Source organism: Polaribacter sp. BAL334, from assembly GCF_015767435.1.
Lineage (GTDB): Bacteria > Bacteroidota > Bacteroidia > Flavobacteriales > Flavobacteriaceae > Polaribacter.
This window is the reverse complement of record NZ_JADWOV010000324.1, coordinates 1-21,798: the sequence shown is the minus strand read 5'-3', so window position 1 is coordinate 21,798 and position 21,798 is coordinate 1. Positions and strand designations below refer to the sequence as shown.

Annotated in this window: 14 protein-coding genes; 9 read left to right on the top strand and 5 right to left on the bottom strand. The window is 31.4% G+C overall.

Annotation, left to right across the window (positions count from 1 at the left end):
- The first annotated feature begins 4 nt into the window (after positions 1-4).
- Positions 5-178, top strand: a complete 174-nt coding sequence (locus IU405_RS15420) for a hypothetical protein (protein WP_197439510.1) — start codon at positions 5-7, stop codon at positions 176-178.
- 3 nt (positions 179-181) lie between these two features.
- Here IU405_RS15420 and IU405_RS15415 read toward each other — a convergent pair whose 3' ends face one another.
- Together IU405_RS15415 and IU405_RS15410 are read right to left on the bottom strand one after the other, a co-directional pair.
- Positions 182-841, bottom strand: a complete 660-nt coding sequence (locus IU405_RS15415; protein ID WP_197439509.1) for an HD domain-containing protein — start codon at positions 839-841, stop codon at positions 182-184.
- Between the two features lie 95 nt (positions 842-936).
- Positions 937-1,347 carry a BrxA/BrxB family bacilliredoxin gene (locus tag IU405_RS15410; RefSeq protein WP_197439528.1) on the bottom strand — a complete coding sequence of 137 codons (411 nt, stop codon included), beginning with the start codon at positions 1,345-1,347 and terminating at the stop codon, positions 937-939.
- Between the two features lie 153 nt (positions 1,348-1,500).
- Here IU405_RS15410 and IU405_RS15405 point away from each other — a divergent pair, with 153 nt between their 5' ends.
- The 8 genes from IU405_RS15405 (at position 1,501) to IU405_RS15370 (ending at position 15,937) form a co-directional block, all read left to right on the top strand.
- Positions 1,501-2,250 (top strand): TerB family tellurite resistance protein, encoded by a 750-nt coding sequence (locus IU405_RS15405; protein WP_197439508.1) that lies wholly within the window; start codon positions 1,501-1,503, stop codon positions 2,248-2,250.
- A 229-nt stretch (positions 2,251-2,479) separates the two neighbouring features.
- On the top strand, positions 2,480-5,935 hold the full coding sequence (gene ileS / locus IU405_RS15400) for an isoleucine--tRNA ligase (RefSeq protein WP_197439507.1): 3,456 nt from the start codon (positions 2,480-2,482) through the stop codon (positions 5,933-5,935).
- Positions 5,936-5,939: 4 nt separating this feature from the next.
- Positions 5,940-6,317: a TraR/DksA family transcriptional regulator gene (locus IU405_RS15395; RefSeq protein WP_105047338.1), complete on the top strand. Its 378-nt coding sequence runs from the start codon at positions 5,940-5,942 to the stop codon at positions 6,315-6,317.
- A 104-nt stretch (positions 6,318-6,421) separates the two neighbouring features.
- Entirely contained in the window at positions 6,422-10,468 is a 4,047-nt protein-coding gene (locus IU405_RS15390; RefSeq protein WP_197439506.1) for a T9SS type A sorting domain-containing protein, read from the top strand.
- 26 nt (positions 10,469-10,494) lie between these two features.
- The gene (locus IU405_RS15385) at positions 10,495-11,139 is read left to right on the top strand and encodes a hypothetical protein (protein ID WP_197439505.1); all 645 of its coding nucleotides are present in this window, start codon (positions 10,495-10,497) and stop codon (positions 11,137-11,139) included.
- 43 nt (positions 11,140-11,182) lie between these two features.
- On the top strand, positions 11,183-11,782 hold the full coding sequence (locus tag IU405_RS15380) for a lipoprotein signal peptidase (protein ID WP_197439504.1): 600 nt from the start codon (positions 11,183-11,185) through the stop codon (positions 11,780-11,782).
- A gap of 154 nt (positions 11,783-11,936) precedes the next feature.
- Positions 11,937-13,742 (top strand): excinuclease ABC subunit UvrC, encoded by a 1,806-nt coding sequence (gene uvrC, locus IU405_RS15375; RefSeq protein ID WP_231749793.1) that lies wholly within the window; start codon positions 11,937-11,939, stop codon positions 13,740-13,742.
- A complete protein-coding gene (locus IU405_RS15370; protein WP_197439503.1) occupies positions 13,739-15,937 on the top strand; it encodes a patatin-like phospholipase family protein in 2,199 nt (732 codons plus the stop codon). The genes uvrC and IU405_RS15370 overlap by 4 nt, the downstream gene beginning before the upstream one ends.
- Positions 15,938-15,947: 10 nt before the next feature.
- Here the strand turns inward: IU405_RS15370 and IU405_RS15365 are convergent, their stop codons facing one another.
- The 3 genes from IU405_RS15365 to IU405_RS15355 form a co-directional block, all read right to left on the bottom strand.
- On the bottom strand, positions 15,948-18,200 hold the full coding sequence (locus tag IU405_RS15365) for an inorganic phosphate transporter (protein WP_197439502.1): 2,253 nt from the start codon (positions 18,198-18,200) through the stop codon (positions 15,948-15,950).
- A gap of 140 nt (positions 18,201-18,340) precedes the next feature.
- Positions 18,341-21,175, bottom strand: coding sequence for a TonB-dependent receptor (locus IU405_RS15360; protein ID WP_197439501.1), 2,835 nt, complete (start codon positions 21,173-21,175; stop codon positions 18,341-18,343).
- A gap of 139 nt (positions 21,176-21,314) precedes the next feature.
- A partial coding sequence (locus IU405_RS15355) for a T9SS type A sorting domain-containing protein (protein ID WP_231749791.1) occupies positions 21,315-21,798 on the bottom strand: 484 nt, incomplete at its 5' end.

Here is a 21,798-nt window from a genome sequence, read left to right as displayed (position 1 = left end):
AATTATGGCAACCAAAATCGACAAAGCCATTGAGTATTATACGTTTAAAAGCAAAAAAATACTCGATCACATCAACACAAGTAACAATTTGACAGTGGATGAAATTATAGAAAATGGACAAGAATTGGCAATTTTAGAGTATAAAATAACAGCTTTAGAAGTTGCAAAAGCAAGTTAACTATTACAACTTTCCATTCCATTCGTTATAAAATTGCTCTAAAAACAATTCCATATAACGATGTCTTTCTGATGCTATTTTTTTACCAGTTTTGGTATTCATTTTGTCTTTCAAAAGCAATAATTTTTCATAAAAATGATTGATTGTTGGTGCATCCGAATTTTTATAGGCTTCTTTTGATAAGTTCAAATTTGGAATAATCTCAGGATTATAAATTTGCCTATTTTTAAAACCTCCATAATGAAAACAACGTGCAATTCCGATAGCACCAATGGCATCCAATCGATCAGCATCTTGCACAACTTCCAATTCTTTTGAGCTAAATTTTGGCGCTTTTTTATCTAAAGAATTTTTAAAAGAAACATGTTTGATAATACTTACAACATGTTCACTAGTTTTTAAATCAACTTTTTGATTTTCAAGAAACTTTGCTGCTTTTTTAGGACCTATAGTTTCATCACCATTGTGAAATTTTGGGTCTGCAATATCATGCAATAATGCTGCTAATGAAACCACAAAAACATCCACAGATTCTTCTTTTGAAATTAAAATGGCATTCTTAAAAACGCGTTCAATATGAAACCAATCATGACCACCTTCAGCATTTTTTAGTTCATTTTTTACAAATTTGATAGTATTCTCTATGATTTTTTCTGGTTTCATTTTTAGATTTTCTGATGATGTAAAATATAAAAATCCACGAATTTTTCGTGGATTTTTATCTTGTTTCTTGATTCTAAAATCTTATTTCTTAAAAATTAACAATGCTCTTCGTAAGCAGCTGCTAAATTTTGAGCAATCATTTGTGCAGATCTTCCTTCAATATGATGACGCTCTAACATGTGCACCAAATTTCCATCTTTAAATAGCGCAATTGCTGGAGAAGATGGAGGAAATGGTACCATGAATTCTCTTGCTTTTTGCGTAGATTCTTTTTCTACACCTGCAAAAACAGTCGTTAAATTGTCAGGAGTTTTATCAGCTCTCAAAGAAGCAATCGCTCCTGGTCTTGCTGTTCCTGCTGCACAACCACACACTGAATTCACCATAACCAAAGTTGTTCCTTTTTTTGCTATTGCGTTTTCAACGTCTGCTGCTGTATATAATGCTTCAAAACCAGCGTTGATTAACTCATCACGCATTGGTTTTACTAATTCTTCTGGATACATAATTTCTTCATTTTTTGAATTGCAAATATACTTATAAAAATAAAAGCATTCAAGTTCATTTTGAATAGATTTTTTGATAGATACATCAAAAAAATTGATGTTATGCTTCATTTTTTTACTTTCTTTGAGGTCTTTAAAATAGGTAAAAAAAGTATGGGAAATTTTACAAAATGGTTAGGAGCAGGTTTGGGATTTACGTTAGGAGGTCCAATTGGAGCTGCAATTGGTTTTGCCATTGGAAGTTTTGTTGATGGAATAACTTCCGATGATATTATTACCGAACAAAGAGAATATCAACAAAATTCATCGCAACAAATAAATACACAATCTGGCGATTTTGAAATCAGTTTGCTAGTTTTGGCATCCATTGTCATCAAATCTGATGGGAAAATTGATCAGCGTGAATTGAATTTTGTAAGAAGTCAATTTTATGCGATGTATGGTGAACAACGCGCTAATAATGCATTTAAATTGTTTAAAGGAGTCATCAAAAAAGAAATTTCTGCACGACAAGTTTGTTTCCAAATTCGCGAACACATGCCTCATGCTTCACGTTTGCAACTGATTCATTTTTTGTTCGGAATTGCCAAAGCTGACGAATTTGTTATCGAAAAAGAAATTGATGAAATCAGAAAAATTGCAGGTTATTTATACATCAATCAACATGATTTTGAATCTATAAAAGCCATGTTTTATGATGCATCAGAAAATTCTTATAAAATTTTGGAAATCGAAAAAACAGCTTCTGATGAGGAAGTGAAAAAAGCGTACAGAACTTTGGCAAAAAAACATCATCCTGATAAATTGCAAGATTTGGGCGAAGAACATTTAAAAGGCGCACAAGAAAAATTCCAAAGTATTCAGGCTGCCTATGAAAAAATTAAGAAAGAAAGAGGGTTTTAATTTTTTTAAGACACCAATTTCACAAATTTGCACAAATCTAAAATCCGACAAAACGGATTATTTTCAATCTCTAATAAAACAGTTATAATTTCTCAAAAATTTTAATCAAATCATAACGAGATGAATACGTGAAATTTCGTGAAATTTGTGTCTGCCTATTTTTTACACTTAAAGCCTTTCATTTTACAGAAATTCCTTAATTTCGCAACCTTATAAGAAAAGAGACAAAATGAAAGCGAAATTTCCTGAATATAAAGCACTTGACTTACCAAAAATAGCGGAAGAAATTTTACAGTATTGGGAAGAAAATAACATTTTTTATAAAAGTGTTACTTCCAGAGAAAATGCAACGCCATTTGTTTTTTTTGAAGGACCTCCATCTGCCAACGGTTTGCCTGGAGTTCATCACGTTTTAGCAAGAGCTATCAAAGATATTTTTCCTCGATATAAAACCATGAAAGGTTTTCAAGTAAAAAGAAAAGCTGGATGGGATACGCATGGATTGCCAATAGAATTAGGTGTTGAGAAAGAATTAGGGATTACCAAAGAAGATATTGGCAAAAAAATTTCGGTAGAAGATTACAATGCAGCTTGCCGAAAAGCGGTGATGCGTTACACAGATATTTGGAACGATTTAACGCAAAAAATGGGGTATTGGGTTGATATGGAAGATCCATACATCACTTACGAACCTAAATATATGGAATCTGTTTGGTGGTTATTAAAACAGATTTACACTAAAAATTTATTATACAAAGGCTATACAATTCAGCCTTATTCTCCAAAAGCGGGAACAGGGTTGAGTTCGCACGAATTAAATCAACCAGGAACCTATCAGGATGTGACTGATACTACTGTTGTTGCGCAATTCCCCCTTTCCCCCAAAGGGGGTAACAGGAATGCGTTTTTAAATGCATTTAAATTAGATAACGAATCTGAAGTCCTTCCCTTAGGGAAGGATTTAGGATGGGCTTATTTTTTAGCTTGGACAACTACTCCTTGGACGTTGCCTTCCAATACAGCTTTGACTGTTGGTCCAAAAATTGACTATGTTTTAGTGGATACTTTTAATCAATACACGTTTGAACGAACAAAAGTTGTGTTGGCTAAAAATTTGGTTTCCAAACAATTTGCTGGGAAATTCAAAGAAGTTGAACATCAATCTGAATTAGAAGCATTTAAAGAATCAGACAAATTGATTCCTTTTAAAATCATGGCAACATGCGTTGGAAAAGATTTGGTTGGCATCAAATATGAGCAATTAATGGACTATGTCTTACCAAATGACCATCCAGAAAATGCTTTCAGAGTAATTTCTGGCGATTTTGTAACCACAGAAGATGGAACAGGAATTGTGCACACTGCTCCTACTTTTGGCGCTGATGATGCTTTTGTTGCCAAACAAGCCATTCCAGAAATTCCGCCAATGTTGGTAAAAGACGAACATAGTAATTTGGTTCCTTTGGTTGATTTGCAAGGAAAATTCAGACCAGAAGTAACAGATTTCGCAGGGAAATATGTGAAAAACGAATATTATCCTGATGGAGAAGCTCCTGAAAAATCAGTGGATGTTGAAATTGCCATCAAACTGAAATTTGAAAACAAAGCGTTCAAAGTAGAAAAATACAAACACAGTTATCCAAATTGTTGGCGAACAGACAAACCAATTTTATATTATCCATTAGATTCTTGGTTCATCAAAGCAACTCAAGTAAAAGAGCGAATGCATGAATTGAACAAGACAATCAACTGGAAACCAGAATCAACAGGAACAGGACGTTTTGGAAATTGGTTGGCAAATGCCAATGATTGGAACTTATCACGATCTCGTTATTGGGGAATTCCTTTGCCAATTTGGCGAACAGAAGATGGCAAAGAAGAAATTTGTATTGGTTCTGTGGAAGAATTAAAAAATGAAATGGCAAAAGCCGTTAATGCAGGATTGTTAACTAAAGATATTTTTGAAGAGTTTGAAATTGGAAACAATTCCGAAGAAAATTATGCAAAAATAGATTTGCACAAAAATATTGTTGATGAAATTATCTTGGTTTCCGCATCAGGAAAATCGATGAAACGCGAAAGTGATTTGATTGATGTTTGGTTTGATTCTGGTGCAATGCCTTACGCTCAGTGGCATTATCCATTTGAAAATAAAGATTTTATCGATAAAAATGAAGCTTTCCCAGCAGATTTTATTGCAGAAGGAGTTGACCAAACTCGTGGTTGGTTTTATACATTGCATGCCATTGCAACCATGGTTTTTGATTCAGTTGCGTATAAAAACGTAGTTTCAAATGGCTTGGTTTTGGACAAAAACGGACAAAAAATGTCTAAACGTTTGGGAAATGCTGTTGATCCTTTTACCACATTATCAACTTTTGGAGCAGATGCTACTCGTTGGTACATGATTGCAAATGCAAATCCTTGGGACAATTTAAAATTTGATTTAGAAGGCATTGAAGAAGTAAAACGCAAGTTTTTTGGTACGCTTTACAATACGTATTCTTTCTTTTCTTTATACACAAATATTGACGGATTTTCATACAAAGAAGTTGATGTTCCATTAAATGAAAGACCAGAATTAGACAGATGGATTTTGTCAGAATTACACACTTTAATTCAAAATGTAGATCAATTTTACGCAGAATATGAACCCACAAAAGCGGCAAGAGCCATTTCCGATTTTACGCAAGAATATCTGAGCAATTGGTATGTGCGATTAAGCAGAAGACGTTTTTGGAAAGGCGATTATGAAACAGATAAAATTTCTGCCTACCAAACTTTGTACACTTGCATGATGACGATTGCCAAATTAGGCGCACCAATTGCCCCTTTTTTCATGGATAAATTGTATCAAGATTTGAATTCTGTGACTCAAAAAGAAGCTTTTGAAAGTATTCATTTAGCACATTTTCCAACTTTTGATGCTGCTTTTGTGGATAAAAATTTGGAACAAAAAATGGAAAGTGCACAAAAAATTTCATCTTTAGTACTTTCTTTACGCGCAAAAGAGAAAATAAAAGTGCGTCAGCCATTGCAAAAAATCATGATACCTGTGGATAGTTTTCAACAAAAAGAAGCCATTTTAGCGGTATCAAATTTGATAAAACACGAAGTAAATATCAAAGAAATTGAATTACTAGAAGACGCATCAGACATACTCATCAAGCAAATAAAACCGAATTTTAAAACCTTAGGACCAAAGTTTGGAAAAGATATGAGATTGATTGCGAATGAAATACAAAATTTCTCAAAAGAAGATATTAACAAAATTGAAAAATCAGGAAACATTTCCATTGACATTCAAGGAAAAAACATAAATTTAGGACTTGAAGATGTTGAAATTACATCCAAAGACATTGAAGGTTGGTTAGTTGCGAACGAAGGTTCTTATACAGTTGCGTTAGATGTTACCATCACTGAAGATTTGCGAAAAGAAGGGATTGCAAGAGAATTGGTTAATAGAATTCAAAATGCCCGAAAAGATTCAGGTTTAGAAGTTACAGATAAAATAAAATTAACAGTATTAAACTTTGAGAATTTGCAAGAAGCAATTTCAGAAAATAAAACCTATATCATGAGCGAAACATTGACGCAAGAATTGGTTTTTGTGGATGAATTAACATTAGGAACACCTATTGAATTTGATAGTATTGTAAGTAAAATAGTAATTGAAAAAATGTAAGATTATGTCAGATGTAAAATTAAAATATTCAGAAGAGGACTTAAAAGAGTTCAGACAAATTATTGAAAAGAAAATAAAAAGAGCGCAAGAAGATTTAGATATCTTGAAAAGTGCTTATAAAAACGATGCGGATAATGGTACTGATGATACTTCACCATCATTCAAATCTTTTGACGAAGGTTCAGATGTGATGAACAAAGAAGCGAATGTACAATTGGCTATCAGACAAGAAAAATTCATTAGAGATTTGAAAAATGCGTTGCAAAGAATCGAAAATGGTACGTATGGAGTTTGTAGAGTTACAGGAAAATTAATCCAAAAAGAGCGTTTAAAATTAGTGCCTCATGCTACATTGAGCATTGAAGCGAAAAGACGTCAGTAAAAATAGCATTTAAAATTATTTTAAGTCGCCAGTCAAAAAACTTTTTTTGAATGGCGACTTTTTTTTTGTTTCATAAAATAGAGAAGTGTATTATCTTTGATAGTATGAAAAAGACTACTATTATTTTAATATTCATTGTTTTAAGTGTTGTTTTATATAAAATAACATCCACAAAAAACAACCATCAAAATCTACAAGAAAAGCATTTAGCACTTATTAAAAATCATCCTTTACAAAATACCTTACAACTTTCTAAAGAAGAAAGATTGGCTCTAGGAATTCCACCTAATAAATATTTTGAAGAAAAATATTTGTTGGAAATCAATCCAAAAACAGGCAGAACACATCCTGAAAATATATACAAGGTTCAACAAGATTTAAAAGAGCTTAGAAAATTACAACAAAGAACTCCTGGAGATGGAATAGATAATTCATGGATAGAAAGAGGTCCAAATAATGTTGGTGGTAGAACACGAATGGTACTATTTGATCCAAATGATGTTACTCACAAACGTGTTTTTGCAGGCGGAGTTAGTGGTGGATTATGGGTAAATAATGATATTACTGACGAAAATTCTTCTTGGACAAGAGTTGGTATTGATGAAAATCTTTCAGTTACTTGTATGGCAGTTGACCCAAACAATTCTCAAATAATGTATTTAGGAACAGGAGAAGTGCATACTCCTGACCAAGCTTTAGGAAATGGAATTTGGAAATCTATAGACGGAGGAAATACTTGGACAAATGTATATAAAGTTAGAGGTGTTACAACTGAAGGTTTTGTGCCAGGAACATATTATGTAAATGATATTATAGTAAGAGATGCTGATGGAAACTCGGCAACAACTCACGACTCTGAAGTTTTTGCGGCTATTGGTGCTGCAGGATATAGTAGAAATCCCATTGATACTTATTTAGGATTCAACGAATATGGAATTTATAAGTCTACAAATAATGGCAATAATTGGAACAAAATTACTTTAGATGTTGATGGAACTACTGTTGCTCCAAATGATTTTGAAATAGGAATAGATAATACTTTATGGCTAGCGACAAGAAGAAATGTTTTTGGGCTTGGAGGGGGTCGTATTTATAGTAGTTCTGATGGAAATACGTTTACATTGAAACATTCGATTCCAAATGCACGAAGAACAGAAATTGCAGTATCTAAACAAAACGCAAATACCCTTTATGTCTTAGCAAGAGTTGCTACTTTTAATGAAGCACAAACTGCATTTATAGATCCTTTTGTTTCAATTTTAAAAACGACAAATGCTTTCGAAACTTCACCAACAATTTTAGCATTGCCTGATGATGCTGATTTAAATATTCCTCCAAATGATTTTACAAGAGGGCAAGCTTTTTATAATTTAACAGTTGAAATTGACCCAACAAATGATGAAATTGCTTATGTTGGAGGAATCGATTTTTTTAGGACCACAGATAGTGGAACTTCTTGGACACAAATTACTAAATGGTCAAATAACAATAATTTAAATGCGTTGAATGTTCCTTTGGTACATGCAGATCAACACACGTTGGTTTTTCATCCAACAGATGCAAACAAAGCTATTATTGGTAATGATGGAGGCGTTTATTATGCAACTTCTTTATCAACAGCGTCCTCAAATCCAGCTTCAATTACCGAGAGAAATAAAGAGTATAATATTACTCAATTTTATCATAGTGCAATTGGTGCAAGTATTGATACTGAAAATTTTTTAGGAGGAACTCAAGATAATGGAACACAGTTTTTTGACAATCCTACTATTGGAATAAACAATTCTAATGGAATTTTTGGTGGTGATGGCACCTATAGTTTTATTGATAAAGAAGGAACTTATATGATTGCAACGTATTTGTATAATAGAATTGTTCGTTTCAATTTACCTTATACAAGTGGAAGTCAGTTTACAATTTCTAAAGATAGCAATACTGGAGATTTTGTGAATGTAATGGATTTGGATGAAAATTTAGATATTTTATATACAAATGGAACAACACATTTGGCTCGTTTTTCGAATATTACAACAAATTCTCCTACAAGAACAACTATTTCAAATGCACTTTTAACAAATATCAGCGCTATCAAAGTTTCGCCTTTTACCACTAATTCTTCTACTGTTTTTGTGGGCACTAAAACTGGAATTTTAGCAAAAGTCGAAAATGCAAATACGGCAACTCAAACAATTACAAATATCTCTGGAGATTCTTTTTTAGGAAGTATTTCATCCATAGAATTTGGAACTAATGAAAACGAAATTTTGGTAACTTTTCACAATTTTGGAGTTACAAGTATTTGGTTTTCTGAAGATGGAGGAGATAATTGGACAAACAAAGAAGGAGATTTACCAGATTTTCCTGTGAAATGCATTTTAATGAATCCGTTAAATAACGATGAAGTGATTATTGGAACTGAATTGGGTATTTGGAACACGAAAAATTTTAAAGATGATTCTCCAAATTGGCATCAATCTTACAACGGAATGTCAAATGTTGCAGTAACATCATTAAGTTTACGAACTGCAGATTACACCATTTTAGCATCTAGTTATGGAAGAGGACTTTACACAGGAAAATTTACTGCAAATCCTTTAACAACTTGGACAGGAACTATTGATAGTGATTGGCAAAAATCTGGAAATTGGTCAAATGGTTTGCCCTCAAATACAATTGATGCAAAAATCCCAAATACTGTAAATTCACCAGTTATTAATTCATTAGTTATTGTTGCAAATTTATCCATTGAAACCAATGCAACAGTAACATTAACACCTCAAGCATCAGTAACAGTAAAGGAAAATGTTACCAATAATGGAAATTTAATCATAAATTCTAGTGTATCAAATTCAGGGAGTTTCATAGTAGAAGGAACAGCCAGTGGAAATATCACATATAATAGATATGTAACTACAAATTGGCATTTAACAAGTTCGCCAGTAATCAATCAGGTTTATAATAATGATTGGGTTTCTGAAAATTTCATTGCATCAGGAACTATCAATCCAACTCAAAAAGGAATCGCAATTTACAATAATAACACTGGAAGTTGGCAGTATATGATGTCAGGAAATACAGCCACTTTTTTGCAGGGAGAAGGATATTCTACATTAAGAACATCTCAAGGAAATTTGCGTTTTTCAGGAGCAATTGTAACAACAAATACAACTAAATCCATTTCTAAAGGAACCAACAATGCTTTCAATTTGTTAGGAAACGTATATACTTCCTTTATTCCTTTAAATATTGATGCTGATGGAATCCATAATTTTTTAACAACAAATGCCAATTTATTGGACGAAATCACTATTTGGTTATGGAATGGAACTTCATACAATGCTATAAATCACGCTTCAAATGCTGTATTTATTGCGCCAGGACAAGGGTTTTTTGTGAAATCAAAACCAGAAGGAGGAAATGTGTTGTTTTCAAAATTGATGCAAAGTCATCAAACATTTAATTTTTTAAAACAACAAACAAAACCAGCAATCAAGGTATTTCTTAGTGATGGAACCATTGAAAAACAAACAGATATATTTTATATAAGTAACGCAACAATCGATTTTGATAATGGTTTTGACAGCACTTTATATTCAGGAATTGCAAGCAATCTTGAAATCTACACTAAAATAGTTGGTCAAAATCAAAATAGTAATTTGTCTATTCAATCCATCCCAAAAGATTATTTTACGGTGATTCCAATTGGTATAAATGCCCCAGCAAATAAGTCAATTAGTATTCGTTTTGAATCAAAAAATATGGATGAAAATATAAAAGTCTATTTAGAGGATAGAGCACTAGGAATTTATACTTTGATGAATGATTTTCAAAAAAAATATACTTTTAAAAGCGGAAAAAACCTTCATGGTTCAGGACGATTTTTTATACATACATCATCAGAAACGTTAGGCACAACTAAAAATAATGTATCCAATAGTAGCATTTATTATAAGGATGCAAAAATTTATTTTTCAGGATTACCTTCTGGAAAAAAAACAATCAAAGTTTATGATATTTTAGGTAAGCTTTTGATTGATGAAAAGATAACTTTGCAAAGTTTTATTTCTGTTGATAAAAGGCCTAAAGCTGCTTATATTGTTCATATTTTGACAGAAAAAGGAACACTTCAAAAGAAAATGATTTTTCATTAAAGAGAAATAAATAAGAATTCAATTTTATGAAAAGTAGTCTTTTTCTCTTTTTTTTATGTTTTTCAACTCATTTTTTTAGTCAGAAAAAAGTAGAGAAAGATTTGGAAACTTCTCAAAAAGAAATTGAGATTTCAACAGTTGGTTTGGATGATTTTGTGATAGAAAATTCCAACTCAAAATTCGTTGAAGTGATTTTGTTTGCCGAAAATATGCACGAACAAGAAATCATCATTTCCGAAGAAAATAATAGAGTTTCCATCCAATTTCAATTGGATAGTTTGATTATTGAAGAAACTGTTTTTCGGAAATTCATTACCAAAAGATTGCAAAGAGCATATGCTATTGTAAAAATTCCTAAAGGTAAAAACCTCACTATTTATGGAGAAAATCATAGTATTGAATCAAAAAATTTTTGGGGAGATTTGACCATTTATATCGAAAAAGGCATTGTAAAACTCAATACCATTCAGTCAAATACTGTTGTCAAAATGTATGCAGGAACCATTTATGCCACTGCAAAAAACAAAAATATAACGCTGCATTCAAATATTGGAAATATTACTGTTGACAATGTTATGTATCAAAAAGATTTTCAGAAAAAGATATCAGATACATCCCAATTATTGTCCATAAATACCATAAAAGGGATAATTTTTATAAGCACCCAATAAACTCAATATAATTCTTATTTTTGCAAACAGAAATCAAAAAAGCATGTCAAAAAAGAATCTTGCAATTGCTACAATACTTAGCGCTATTATAATAGACCAAATTGTAAAAATTTATATCAAAACCAATTTTATATTGGGTGAAGAAGTTGTTGTTTTTGATTGGTTTCGCATTCATTTTACCGAAAATAATGGCATGGCAATGGGATTTGAATTTGGTGGCGAAACTGGAAAATTGTTTCTAACCTTATTTCGTTTGGTGGCAGTTTGTGGAATCGTATATTGGTTGTATACCACTATAAAAAGTAAGATTCACAATGCTGTAATTATTGCCATTTCACTCATTTTTTCAGGAGCTGTTGGCAATATTATTGATTCTGTTTTTTATGGAGTTATTTTTGACGATTCTTCGCACAAAGTAGCCACACTTTTTGCTGAGGAACCTTATGGAAAATTATTTTATGGCAAAGTAGTTGACATGTTTTATTTTCCCATTTGGTCTGGGAATTTGCCTAGTTGGTTTCCATTTGTGGGTGGTGAACCCTATACTTTTTTTCAATATATTTTCAATCCAGCTGATGCTTTTATCACTGTTGGTGTGGCCATTCTTTTTATTTTTAGCAAACAAGCTTTTCCAAAGGATTAAATAGCAATAAATTAAGACACGAATTTCAAAAATTACACGAAAAATTTGTGAAATTTGTGTTTGAATTCGGCAATAGAATACCTTTCTTTAATTTCCTTTCGGTTAGGAAAATTCATAAAAAATCATCAATTTTACGATTGTAATTTTTTGATCAATGAGCATTTCTGAATCCATAGAACTTCAACTAAAAACGTTGCCAAATGCTCCAGGTGTGTATCAATATTTTGATAAAGACAACAAAATTATTTATGTTGGCAAAGCCAAAGATTTAAAAAAAAGAGTGACTTCCTATTTTACAAAAACTCAAGAAAATGGCAAAACTCGGGTTTTAGTAAAAAAAATTGTTCATATAAAACACATTGTGGTCAACACAGAAACGGATGCACTTTTATTGGAAAATAATCTGATCAAAAAGCACAAACCACGTTACAATGTGTTGTTGAAAGATGACAAAAGTTATCCTTGGATTTGCATCAAAAAAGAGCGTTTTCCAAGAGTTTTTATGACTCGAAATGTCATCAAAGATGGCTCAGAATATTTTGGACCTTATACTTCAGTAAAAACAGTTAGAGTGTTGCTAGATTTGATCAAAGACTTATATCCATTACGAAATTGCAGTTTTGATTTGTCTGAAAAAAACATTGAAGAAGGCAAATACAAAGTGTGTTTAGAGTATCATTTAAAAAACTGTAAAGGTGCTTGCGAAGGTTTGGAAACTGAACAAAATTACAACGAATCTATCAAAGAAATTCGGAATATTGTAAAAGGAAATTTCAAAGAAAGTTTAGAGAAGTTTCAAGAAAAAATGCTTGATTTTGCTACAAAAATGGAGTTTGAAGAAGCTCAAAAAATCAAAGAAAAGTTAAATTTATTAAGCAATTATCAAGCAAAAAGTACGATTGTAAATCCGTCCATCAATAATGTAGATGTTTTTTCCATCATTTCTGATGAAACACATGGTTATGCCAATTTTTTAAAGATTTCAAACGGTTCCATTATTCAATCTCACACTACAGAAATCAAGAAAAAATTAGAAGAATCAGACAAAGAATTGTTGGAACTTTTTATCATTGAAATCAGACAGCGTTTCAATTCGCAATCTCCTGAAATTTATGTTCCTTTTGAAGTGGATTTGGGCGAAGATATCAAAGTTACCATTCCGAAATTGGGAGATAAAAAACGCATTGTAGAACTTTCGGAACGAAATGCAAAATACTATAGACAGGAGCAATTCAAGCAAATAAAAATTGTAGATCCTGAAAGACACGTCAATCGAATTATGGCGCAAATGAAGAAAGATTTACGTCTTTCTGAAGAGCCAAAACACATAGAATGTTTTGACAATTCGAACATTCAAGGCACAAATCCTGTAGCTGCATGCGTGGTTTTTAAAGACGGAAAACCCAGCAAAAAAGACTACAGACATTACAATATCAAAACTGTAGAAGGTCCAGATGATTTTGCATCCATGGAAGAAGTTGTGTACAGACGTTATAGCAGATTGCTTTCTGAAAATGAATCATTACCACAATTGATTGTAATTGATGGTGGAAAAGGACAATTATCCTCTGCTTTAAAAAGTTTAGATGCATTAGGTTTACGAGGAAAAATTGCGATTATTGGCATTGCAAAACGCTTGGAAGAAATTTATTATCCAGGAGATTCCATTCCAATGTATTTGGATAAAAAATCGGAAACATTGAAAATTATTCAGTTTTTGCGAAATGAAGCACACAGATTTGGCATCACTTTTCACAGAAACAAACGAAGTAAAAGTGCCATTCAATCAGAGCTTGAACAAATTCCTGATATTGGCACACAAACAATTACAACTTTATTGCGTACATTTAAGTCCGCAAAACGCGTTAAAGAAGCAACTTTTGAAGAAATTCAGGAAGTAATTGGAAACGCAAGAGCCACAAAAGTATATCATTTTTATCATCCAAAAGAGTCTATGTGAAACCAACTTTTTTTTACCTTTTTCTAGTCATTCCTTGTTTTTTGTTTGGACAGCAAAACCAACCAAAAGTAGGATTGGTTTTGAGTGGAGGAGGTGCAAAAGGGTTTGCGCATATTGCCGTTTTAAAAGAAATTGACAAAGCCGGAATTCAGCTAGATTATATTGGAGGTACAAGTATGGGCGCCATAATTGGAGGTTTGTATGCGGCTGGTTATTCTGCAAATCAAATAGAAGAAATGGTTTTAAAAATTGATTTCATGACATTAATGAGAGATCAATTACCAAGAAAAACAGCCACTTTTTTTGAGAAAGAATTTGAGGAAAAATCAAGCATTACTTTGCCAGTAAATAATTGGTCTATTGGATTGCCCAAAGCCATTTCTAAAGGCCAAAATGTGCTAAACCTATTGTTTGAATTGTTTGACAAAACAGAGCATATTACAGATTTTTCAGCATTGCCAATTCCGTTTTTTTGTATTGCTACTGATGTTGAAAATGGCAATGAAATTATCATTGAAAATGGTTCTCTTCCTTTAGCTTTAAGAGCAAGCGGTTCTTTTCCAACGTTGCTAAATCCTGTTAATTTTGAAGATGAATTATTAATTGATGGAGGTGTTGCCAATAATTTTCCTGTTGACATTATGAAATCAAAAGGAATGGACATTATTATTGGTGTTGATGTTGAAGGACGCTTGGTTGATAAAGAAAAATTGAATTCGGTTGTTGCTATTTTAAATCAAATTGTGATTTATCAGATGTATCACAAAACGCAAAAACAGAAAGAAAAAGTGGATGTTTATATTCATCCAGATATTTTTGAGTTTAATGTGGTTGATTTTGATAGAAAAGAAGAAATTTTAGAAAAAGGAAGAATTGAAGCTGAAAAATATAGCGATATTTTTAAAGAAATTGCGAAAAAGCAAGTAATCAAAAAAGAACGAAAAAACATAGACATTCATCAAGATTATAAGATAATTTCTAAAATTGATTTGCAAGGATCTAAAAAATACACAAGGGCTTATGTGCTTGGAAAACTGAATATTAGAGAAGGAGATAGCTTGACAAGAGATAAAATATCTGAAAAAATTCAACTTTTATACGCTACTAAAAACTATGATAGAATTACATATTCAATGCAAAATATATTTTCAAATACGTATCAACTTAGTTTTGAAGTAAAAGAATCAAATGACAATGCCACTGTAAGTTTAGGAGCGCATTATGATTTGCTATACAAGTCAGGATTTTTACTAAATTATAAACAAAAAAATATTTTATTAAAAAACGATTTGATTTCTTTTGATGCTGTTTTAGGGGATAATTTGAGATACAATTTGAACTATTTTGTGGATAATGGTTTTTATATCAGTTATGGATTTCGTTCAAGATATGATCATTTTAGAGCAAATTCTAAATTCAATCCCATAGTTTCTCAGCTTCCAACCTTAAATGCGATTGATTTGAATTATACCGATATTACCAATCAATTGTTTATTCAAACTACTTTTGATCGCAAATTCGCTTTAGGATTGGGTGTTGAACACAAGTTTATCAATGTTAGTACACAAACAATTAGTGATGGTGATAACGATTTTATAATTGATAAAAGCAATTATTTCAGTGCGTTTGCCTATTTAAAATTGGATACGTATGATCAAAAATATTTTGTAACTGAGGGTTATTTTGCTGATTTTAATTTGAAATGGTTCGCATCTTCTTCTGATTTCAATCAAGATTTCAAGCAGTTTGCACAAGCAAAAGGAACTCTTGGATTTGCGAAAACTTTTGGAGAACGGTTTACATTTCAAATGAATAATGAAGCAGGTTTTTCTTTCAACAACCCAACATCAGAAGTTTTTGATTTTTATTTGGGAGGTTATAATCAAAATTATGTCAACACTTTTGTAACTATGTATGGATATGACTTTGCAGAATTGTCAGATAAATCTTTCCTAAAATCAGAATTGACTTTCAGATATCGATTTTTTGAAAATCATTACACATCATTCATTGCAAATTATGCACGTTTAGATAGCAATGTTTTTAATGATATTGATGTATTTAAAAATATACTTTCTGGGTATGCAATTGGCTATAGTTACAACAGTATTTTAGGTCCGATTGAACTAAAATACAGTTGGTCTCCAGATACCAAACAACGGTATTGGTTGTTTAATCTAGGCTTTTGGTTTTAAAATCTACTAGTTATTTAATCTCTTTAGCACTCAAATGAAACTCTTCATAAGTTTCTAAAAGACTCATCAACGCTTTGATTAAATCCTTAGTTTCTAATAAAATACTAAAATACAACGTGGTGTTTTTAGCACTTGTTTCATCAGTTCTAATTCTGGCAACTTGCTTTTCAACTGAGGTAGAAACATCCAACAACAATTGATTTTTTTCTTTGATGATATCGTTCAAATTATCAAAATCTCTCTTTTTGAAAACAGTGCTTACTTTTCCTAAAATAGAAGTTAATTGAATATTAATTTCTTTTAAATCCTTGATTTGACCTCTTTTTAAGTTTTTGTGATTGTTATTTACATGCTTAAAACTAGCTCTAGAAACGTAGCTGATTGACTGAGCTGCATCTTGCAAATAGCCTAAAACCATGATGTAAAACTTACTTGCTTGTACAGAAGTTTCATCCAAAGATTTGATAAAATAAAACACATTGTCTTTCAAATCGTCTATCTCATCATTCAATTTTGATACGAATTTATCGGTTTTTCGCAATTTATTTAGATCATGTTTTGCCAAATCATCCACCACATTGGTGTATAATTTATTGATTCGAATAGCTACTTCTGATATATGGTCTGAACTTTCTTCGATAACACCATTGATGGTAATCAATTCTGAGCGCTCAATATAAGTTCTTCGTTGAATTTCTTTCGATTTTTTTCTGTGTGCAATCGTATTTTTCGTCAAAAGAATAATTACAATAATCAATAAAACAGGGATAAAAGCCATATTTAATTGAATAAAATAAGCCACTATTGAAGCCGCTACAAAAGCAATTATTGCCGTTAAAAACCATCCGCCAATAACGTTTAAAACACCTGCAACTCTATACACAGCACTTTCACGTCCCCAAGCTCTATCAGCCAAAGAAGATCCCATAGCCACCATAAATGTTACATAGGTTGTAGAAAGTGGCAATTTCATGGAAGTTGCAATTGAAATCAAAGCACTTGCCATTACCAAATTTACAGAGGCTCTCACCATATCAAATGCAGGCATTTCATAGGTTTTATCTTTAGGCAATTTTACAATTGGTTTTTCAAATTTAGAATTAAGATATTCTTGCGTTTTTAAAGGAATGACATAATTAATTCCGCTGTTGATATACATTGAAAAACGAACCACAACTCTTGATAAATTATTAGGTTGAAATTTTTCATGACCTTCTCCTTGTCTTGATAAATTAACACCTGTTTCGATTACTGATTTCGCTTTTGAGGAAGTCCATAAAGTGACAACCATTACTGTTCCAGCAATTAATAGAAACCATAAGTTGGAAGGAACTTCTTCTGCCAAACTGTTCATGTAAAAAGCGTTTGGAGCAACTCCAGAAACTTGCCAAGCTTGATATGAGTTTAAAGCTGCAATTGGAACACCAATAAAGTTTACCAAATCGTTTCCTGAAAATGCCATTGCTAGTGAAAATGTTCCTACTCCAATGATCAAAACAAGAATATTTTTTTTAAGTATGCCAACGAAAAAGTAAGAAAATAGTGTCCAGAAAACAAAATTTCCAAGAATAATTAAGGTGTTGTTTTCTGATAAAAATCCTTTTATAGTGCTGTAAAATTCGGTACCTTGTAATCCTTTTATGACTATAAAATAAGTGATTGCAGTGATGGCAAAACCTCCAAATAAAGAGTGAATATATGCGGGTCTGGTTTCAAAATTGAAGGTATAAATCAATCTTGAAAAATACTGAACAACAGCTCCCACAGTAAAAGCAACTACAACAGAAAGTAATATTCCTACCACAATTTCAGTAGCCGTTTCATAATTGATGTAATTCCAAATTGAAGATAAATTTTCTGTAGTACTATTTGTTATTTTTATAACAGCAATCACAAACGCAGCTCCTAACAATTCGAAAATAACAGAAACTGTAGTTGAGGTTGGCATTCCCAATGAATTAAAAACATCCAATAAAAGAATGTCTGTAATCATGACTGCCATAAAAATCATCATTACATCCTGAAAAACAAACATATCAGGATTGAAAATTCCTTTTCGGGCAACTTCCATCATTCCGCTTGAAGTTACAGCACCCACAAAAACTCCAATACTGGCAATGATCATAATATTTCTAATAGAAATCGCTTTTGAACCAATGGCAGAGTTTAAAAAATTCACAGCATCATTACTTACTCCAACTATCAAATCAACGATAGCTAAAATGCCTAAGGCAACAAGCATTAAAATATATGGATCACTCATTTTTAAAAGAATTTAAAGTCACAAAAGTAATTATCACAATTGTGGACAATGGTATATTTTATATATATAAAAAATAGTTTTTTCAAATGTTTAAAAATATCAATTTTATTTTGAACTAGATAAATCTAAAAAATATCAATTTATTTAAAAGTTAAACTTACTCCTAAAGAGAATGTTATTCCTGGCGAAAAACTTCTAAATAAATTAGTTTTTTCTTTGTGAAATATGAAATAACTTTCTGTATTATCTTGCAAGATATTTTTTGCTCTAAATGAAATTTTCTTTGTTAACTTTTTGCCATTAAAAACCTTTGAAGCTGAAAAATCAAGATTGTGAAAAGGTTCAGAGTATATGTCAGGAACCCCACCTGCACCAACAAATTCTAATGTTGGTCCTTGCACATTGTAGTAAAGTCCTGCTTCTATTTCTTTTTCACTTTCAACAGCTAATAAACCTATATTTATCATATAAGGTGATTGTCCTTGTAATTCTCTTTCTCTGCTAATTTCTACACCAGCTTCTTTTGCCAACTCTAATCTAGCTTGATATTCATCTTCGTTCATAGTTTGCTTGGCACTAATAAATGAAACATTACTATTAACGTTGAATGTTAAGTTATTTAAAGTCAACAAATTTTTTCTCAATTCAAATTCTACTCCTCTTACAGTCGCTTTATCATTATTTCTAGCGGTAAAATCATTAGGAGTATCATCGCTAACAACAGCAATTTCTATGGGATCTTTAAAGCTTTTTGAGAACAAACTTAAGGCGAACATTTCATTTTTTTCTCCAAAGAATTCATATCTTAAGTCGTAATTATTTATATAGGCAGATCGTATTTCTGGATTTCCAAGGAAAAATGTTTGTGTAACAGGATCAATTAAATAAGATGCTGAAGCTTCTCTAAAACTTGGTCTAGCAGTAGTTTTGTAATAGGAAGCTCTTACATTACTTTTTTCATTGGGTGAAAAAATGAGGTTGATGTTAGTAAACAAATCTTTATCATCAATAAATAATTCATTATCAAAGGTATTACCTTCTAAGTCTTCACCAGTATATCTTAATTGATAATTTTCAAATCGAACTCCAATTACAGCCTTAAACATTTCTGATAACTTTAATTCGGATGATAAATAGAAAGCGTCATTTTCTGATTTTGAGTTGTAGACATTTGTTCTTTCAGGACCTCCTGTAATATATGTTCCTCTGTTACTGTTTGGATTTGTGCCTGGTAATTGAACCCAAATGTTTTCTTCAGCAAGAATTGCGTTTGGATCACCTCCAAATATTCCTGTATCTCTTGGGTGGTAGATTAAATCAAATTTTCTAGAATTGAAATCACGTTCTTTTGAAATTTTTGATGCTCCTAAACTTATTTTACCACTAAAACTAGAAGCTTGAATAGGGATTTCTATATCCAATTTACCTACAATGCTCGTTTCATCCAAATCTCTCCACAATCTTGATGGAGAGGCAATAGGGTTTGGGCCAATCAAATAAAACGTTTTATCAGCATCCGTTTCGAATATTGTAGTCCTAAAATCTTTATCTTGTAAAGTAGATTTTGAAGATGCAAATTTCCAATCAACCGTAAATAAATTATCTCCAATAGTATGTTTTCCATTTATAGGAATGCTTCTTAAATTTCTTTCAGTATATGTTATTGTACTTTCCTCTCCCCAATACACATTTTCAATAAATCCTTGACTTTCTAATTCTAATGCGTTTGATTCTCCGTTCTGTAAATCAATAAAGTTAACGGCAATTTTATTTTTACTATCTTTATATGTTACACCTAATAATGTGCTTAAATAAGTGTTAATAGTTCCAAAAATACCCTCTTTTACCAATTCATTTTGCACACCGTCATTAGGTGTTCTAATTACGTTTGCTCTATAAAAATCATTTAAAAATGATGTTTCTGATTTGTAACCAATAGCCGCAATGTACCCTATGGTTGATTCCCCATCTTTCTTAAATTTATATCCATTAGAAGCAGAAAAACCAAAATTATAGTTTAAATCACTTCTTTGTTGAATTGGTTTTAATGTTTTTGTTAATTTTCTAGTGCTTTCAGTTAAGTTATTTGCATCTTCGGCTGAAATACTTGGATTAACTCTTACAAATGAAATGCTTTGATCAAATGGTATATCTCTTAATCCATCATCTTTTCCTCTCCAATCACTACTACTTTTTACATCTGCAATAAAATTGCTGTTAAAATGCATATCTGGGTTGTATCCTGCAGTAAAATTAATTGTGTATTCTGGGCTAAATGAAAAGTCTTTTAAATTGATATCAACAGTACCCCCAGTAAAATCTGCACCTATTTCAGAGGAAGCTGATTTTTTAACTAAAATATTTTCAATAAGATTGGTAGGGAAAATATCCATAGGAATCGTGTTTCTATCTGGGTCTAAACCAGGTAGTTCCATTCCATTTAAGGTAGTTTTTGAATAGCGATCTCCCAATCCACGAACATATATATATTTACCTCCTTGAACTGAAATTCCAGGTACTCTTTTGATAGCTCCTGCAACATCACTATCTCCGGCTTTTTTAATGGATTGTATTGACAAACCATCCACTAAGCTTATAGATTTTTTCTGCAGATTTAAAAGTGATGCTTCTGAATTTTTCTTTGAAGTTGTTGTGATAACAATATCTTCTAATTGATTTGACTCAGGTTTAAGAGTTACTTGTAAAAATGTTTCTTTATTTGATTTTACAATAACTTCACTCAATTGAATTGTTGTATATCCAATAAAAGAGAAAATAACAGTATAAGTTCCAGGTGCAACTTTGATTTCAAACTTACCATCAATATCAGTAGTTGCTCCGGTTTTTGTTCCTTTTATTGAGACATTGGCAAAAGGCAAGGGTTCATTATAATCACCATCCAAAACAATTCCTGTTATAGATTGTGAGAACATATTAAAACTAATTAAAAAGAATAAAATAGAAATATATTTCATAATTATAAATTTATGATTTTTAAAAATTAAGCTACAAAAGTATTATTATTCAATATATTGAACGTTAAGTTAATGTAAACAAAAAAGAGCTTTAGTTAACTAAAGCTCTTTCTATTAAAAGATTATAATTTATTGATAATTAGTTTTTTATAACTTTTCTAATTTCTCTTGTAGCATCTGCAGTCACTTCTAAAATATAAATTCCTTTTGCCAATTCAGATACATTCATTGAATTAGAATTTTTAACTTGTTTTACAAGTTGGCCAGAAATATTATACAGTCTTAAGCTTTCAACTTTAATTTGACTTGATACATTTAAGTCATTGTTAAATGGATTTGGATATACAGAAAACTCAGTTTTAACTATATTATCTTCAACACTCAAAGTACCTTTTCCACCTGAAAAATATGCTGTCCAATCATAAAAAACATCTTCTGTTGCGCCTGTTCCTGTAGCTTGAGCAGATAGTATTTCAGCATGAGTACTTGTTAATTGAGTAGAAATAGTTGAAAGAGCATCAGTAGTTACGAAATCTAAGTTAGAGAAAGTAAGTGTAGTTCCAAAAGTGTCAGCATCAATACCTTTTACTTTACTACCCACTTTAAAGCCTTTGAAAACGATA

Excerpts from the sequence above, each read along its gene's own strand:
- IU405_RS15380 (WP_197439504.1), top strand. The coding sequence starts at position 11,183 with ATGTCAAAAAAGAATCTTGCAATTGCTACAATACTTAGCGCTATTATA.
- IU405_RS15410 (WP_197439528.1), bottom strand. The coding sequence starts at position 1,347 with ATGTATCCAGAAGAATTAGTAAAACCAATGCGTGATGAGTTAATCAAC.
- IU405_RS15390 (WP_197439506.1), top strand. The coding sequence starts at position 6,422 with ATGAAAAAGACTACTATTATTTTAATATTCATTGTTTTAAGTGTTGTT.
- IU405_RS15360 (WP_197439501.1), bottom strand. The coding sequence starts at position 21,175 with ATGAAATATATTTCTATTTTATTCTTTTTAATTAGTTTTAATATGTTC.
- IU405_RS15420 (WP_197439510.1), top strand. The coding sequence starts at position 5 with ATGGCAACCAAAATCGACAAAGCCATTGAGTATTATACGTTTAAAAGC.
- IU405_RS15365 (WP_197439502.1), bottom strand. The coding sequence starts at position 18,200 with ATGAGTGATCCATATATTTTAATGCTTGTTGCCTTAGGCATTTTAGCT.
- ileS (WP_197439507.1), top strand. The coding sequence starts at position 2,480 with ATGAAAGCGAAATTTCCTGAATATAAAGCACTTGACTTACCAAAAATA.
- IU405_RS15405 (WP_197439508.1), top strand. The coding sequence starts at position 1,501 with ATGGGAAATTTTACAAAATGGTTAGGAGCAGGTTTGGGATTTACGTTA.
- IU405_RS15385 (WP_197439505.1), top strand. The coding sequence starts at position 10,495 with ATGAAAAGTAGTCTTTTTCTCTTTTTTTTATGTTTTTCAACTCATTTT.
- IU405_RS15395 (WP_105047338.1), top strand. The coding sequence starts at position 5,940 with ATGTCAGATGTAAAATTAAAATATTCAGAAGAGGACTTAAAAGAGTTC.
- uvrC (WP_231749793.1), top strand. The coding sequence starts at position 11,937 with ATGAGCATTTCTGAATCCATAGAACTTCAACTAAAAACGTTGCCAAAT.
- IU405_RS15415 (WP_197439509.1), bottom strand. The coding sequence starts at position 841 with ATGAAACCAGAAAAAATCATAGAGAATACTATCAAATTTGTAAAAAAT.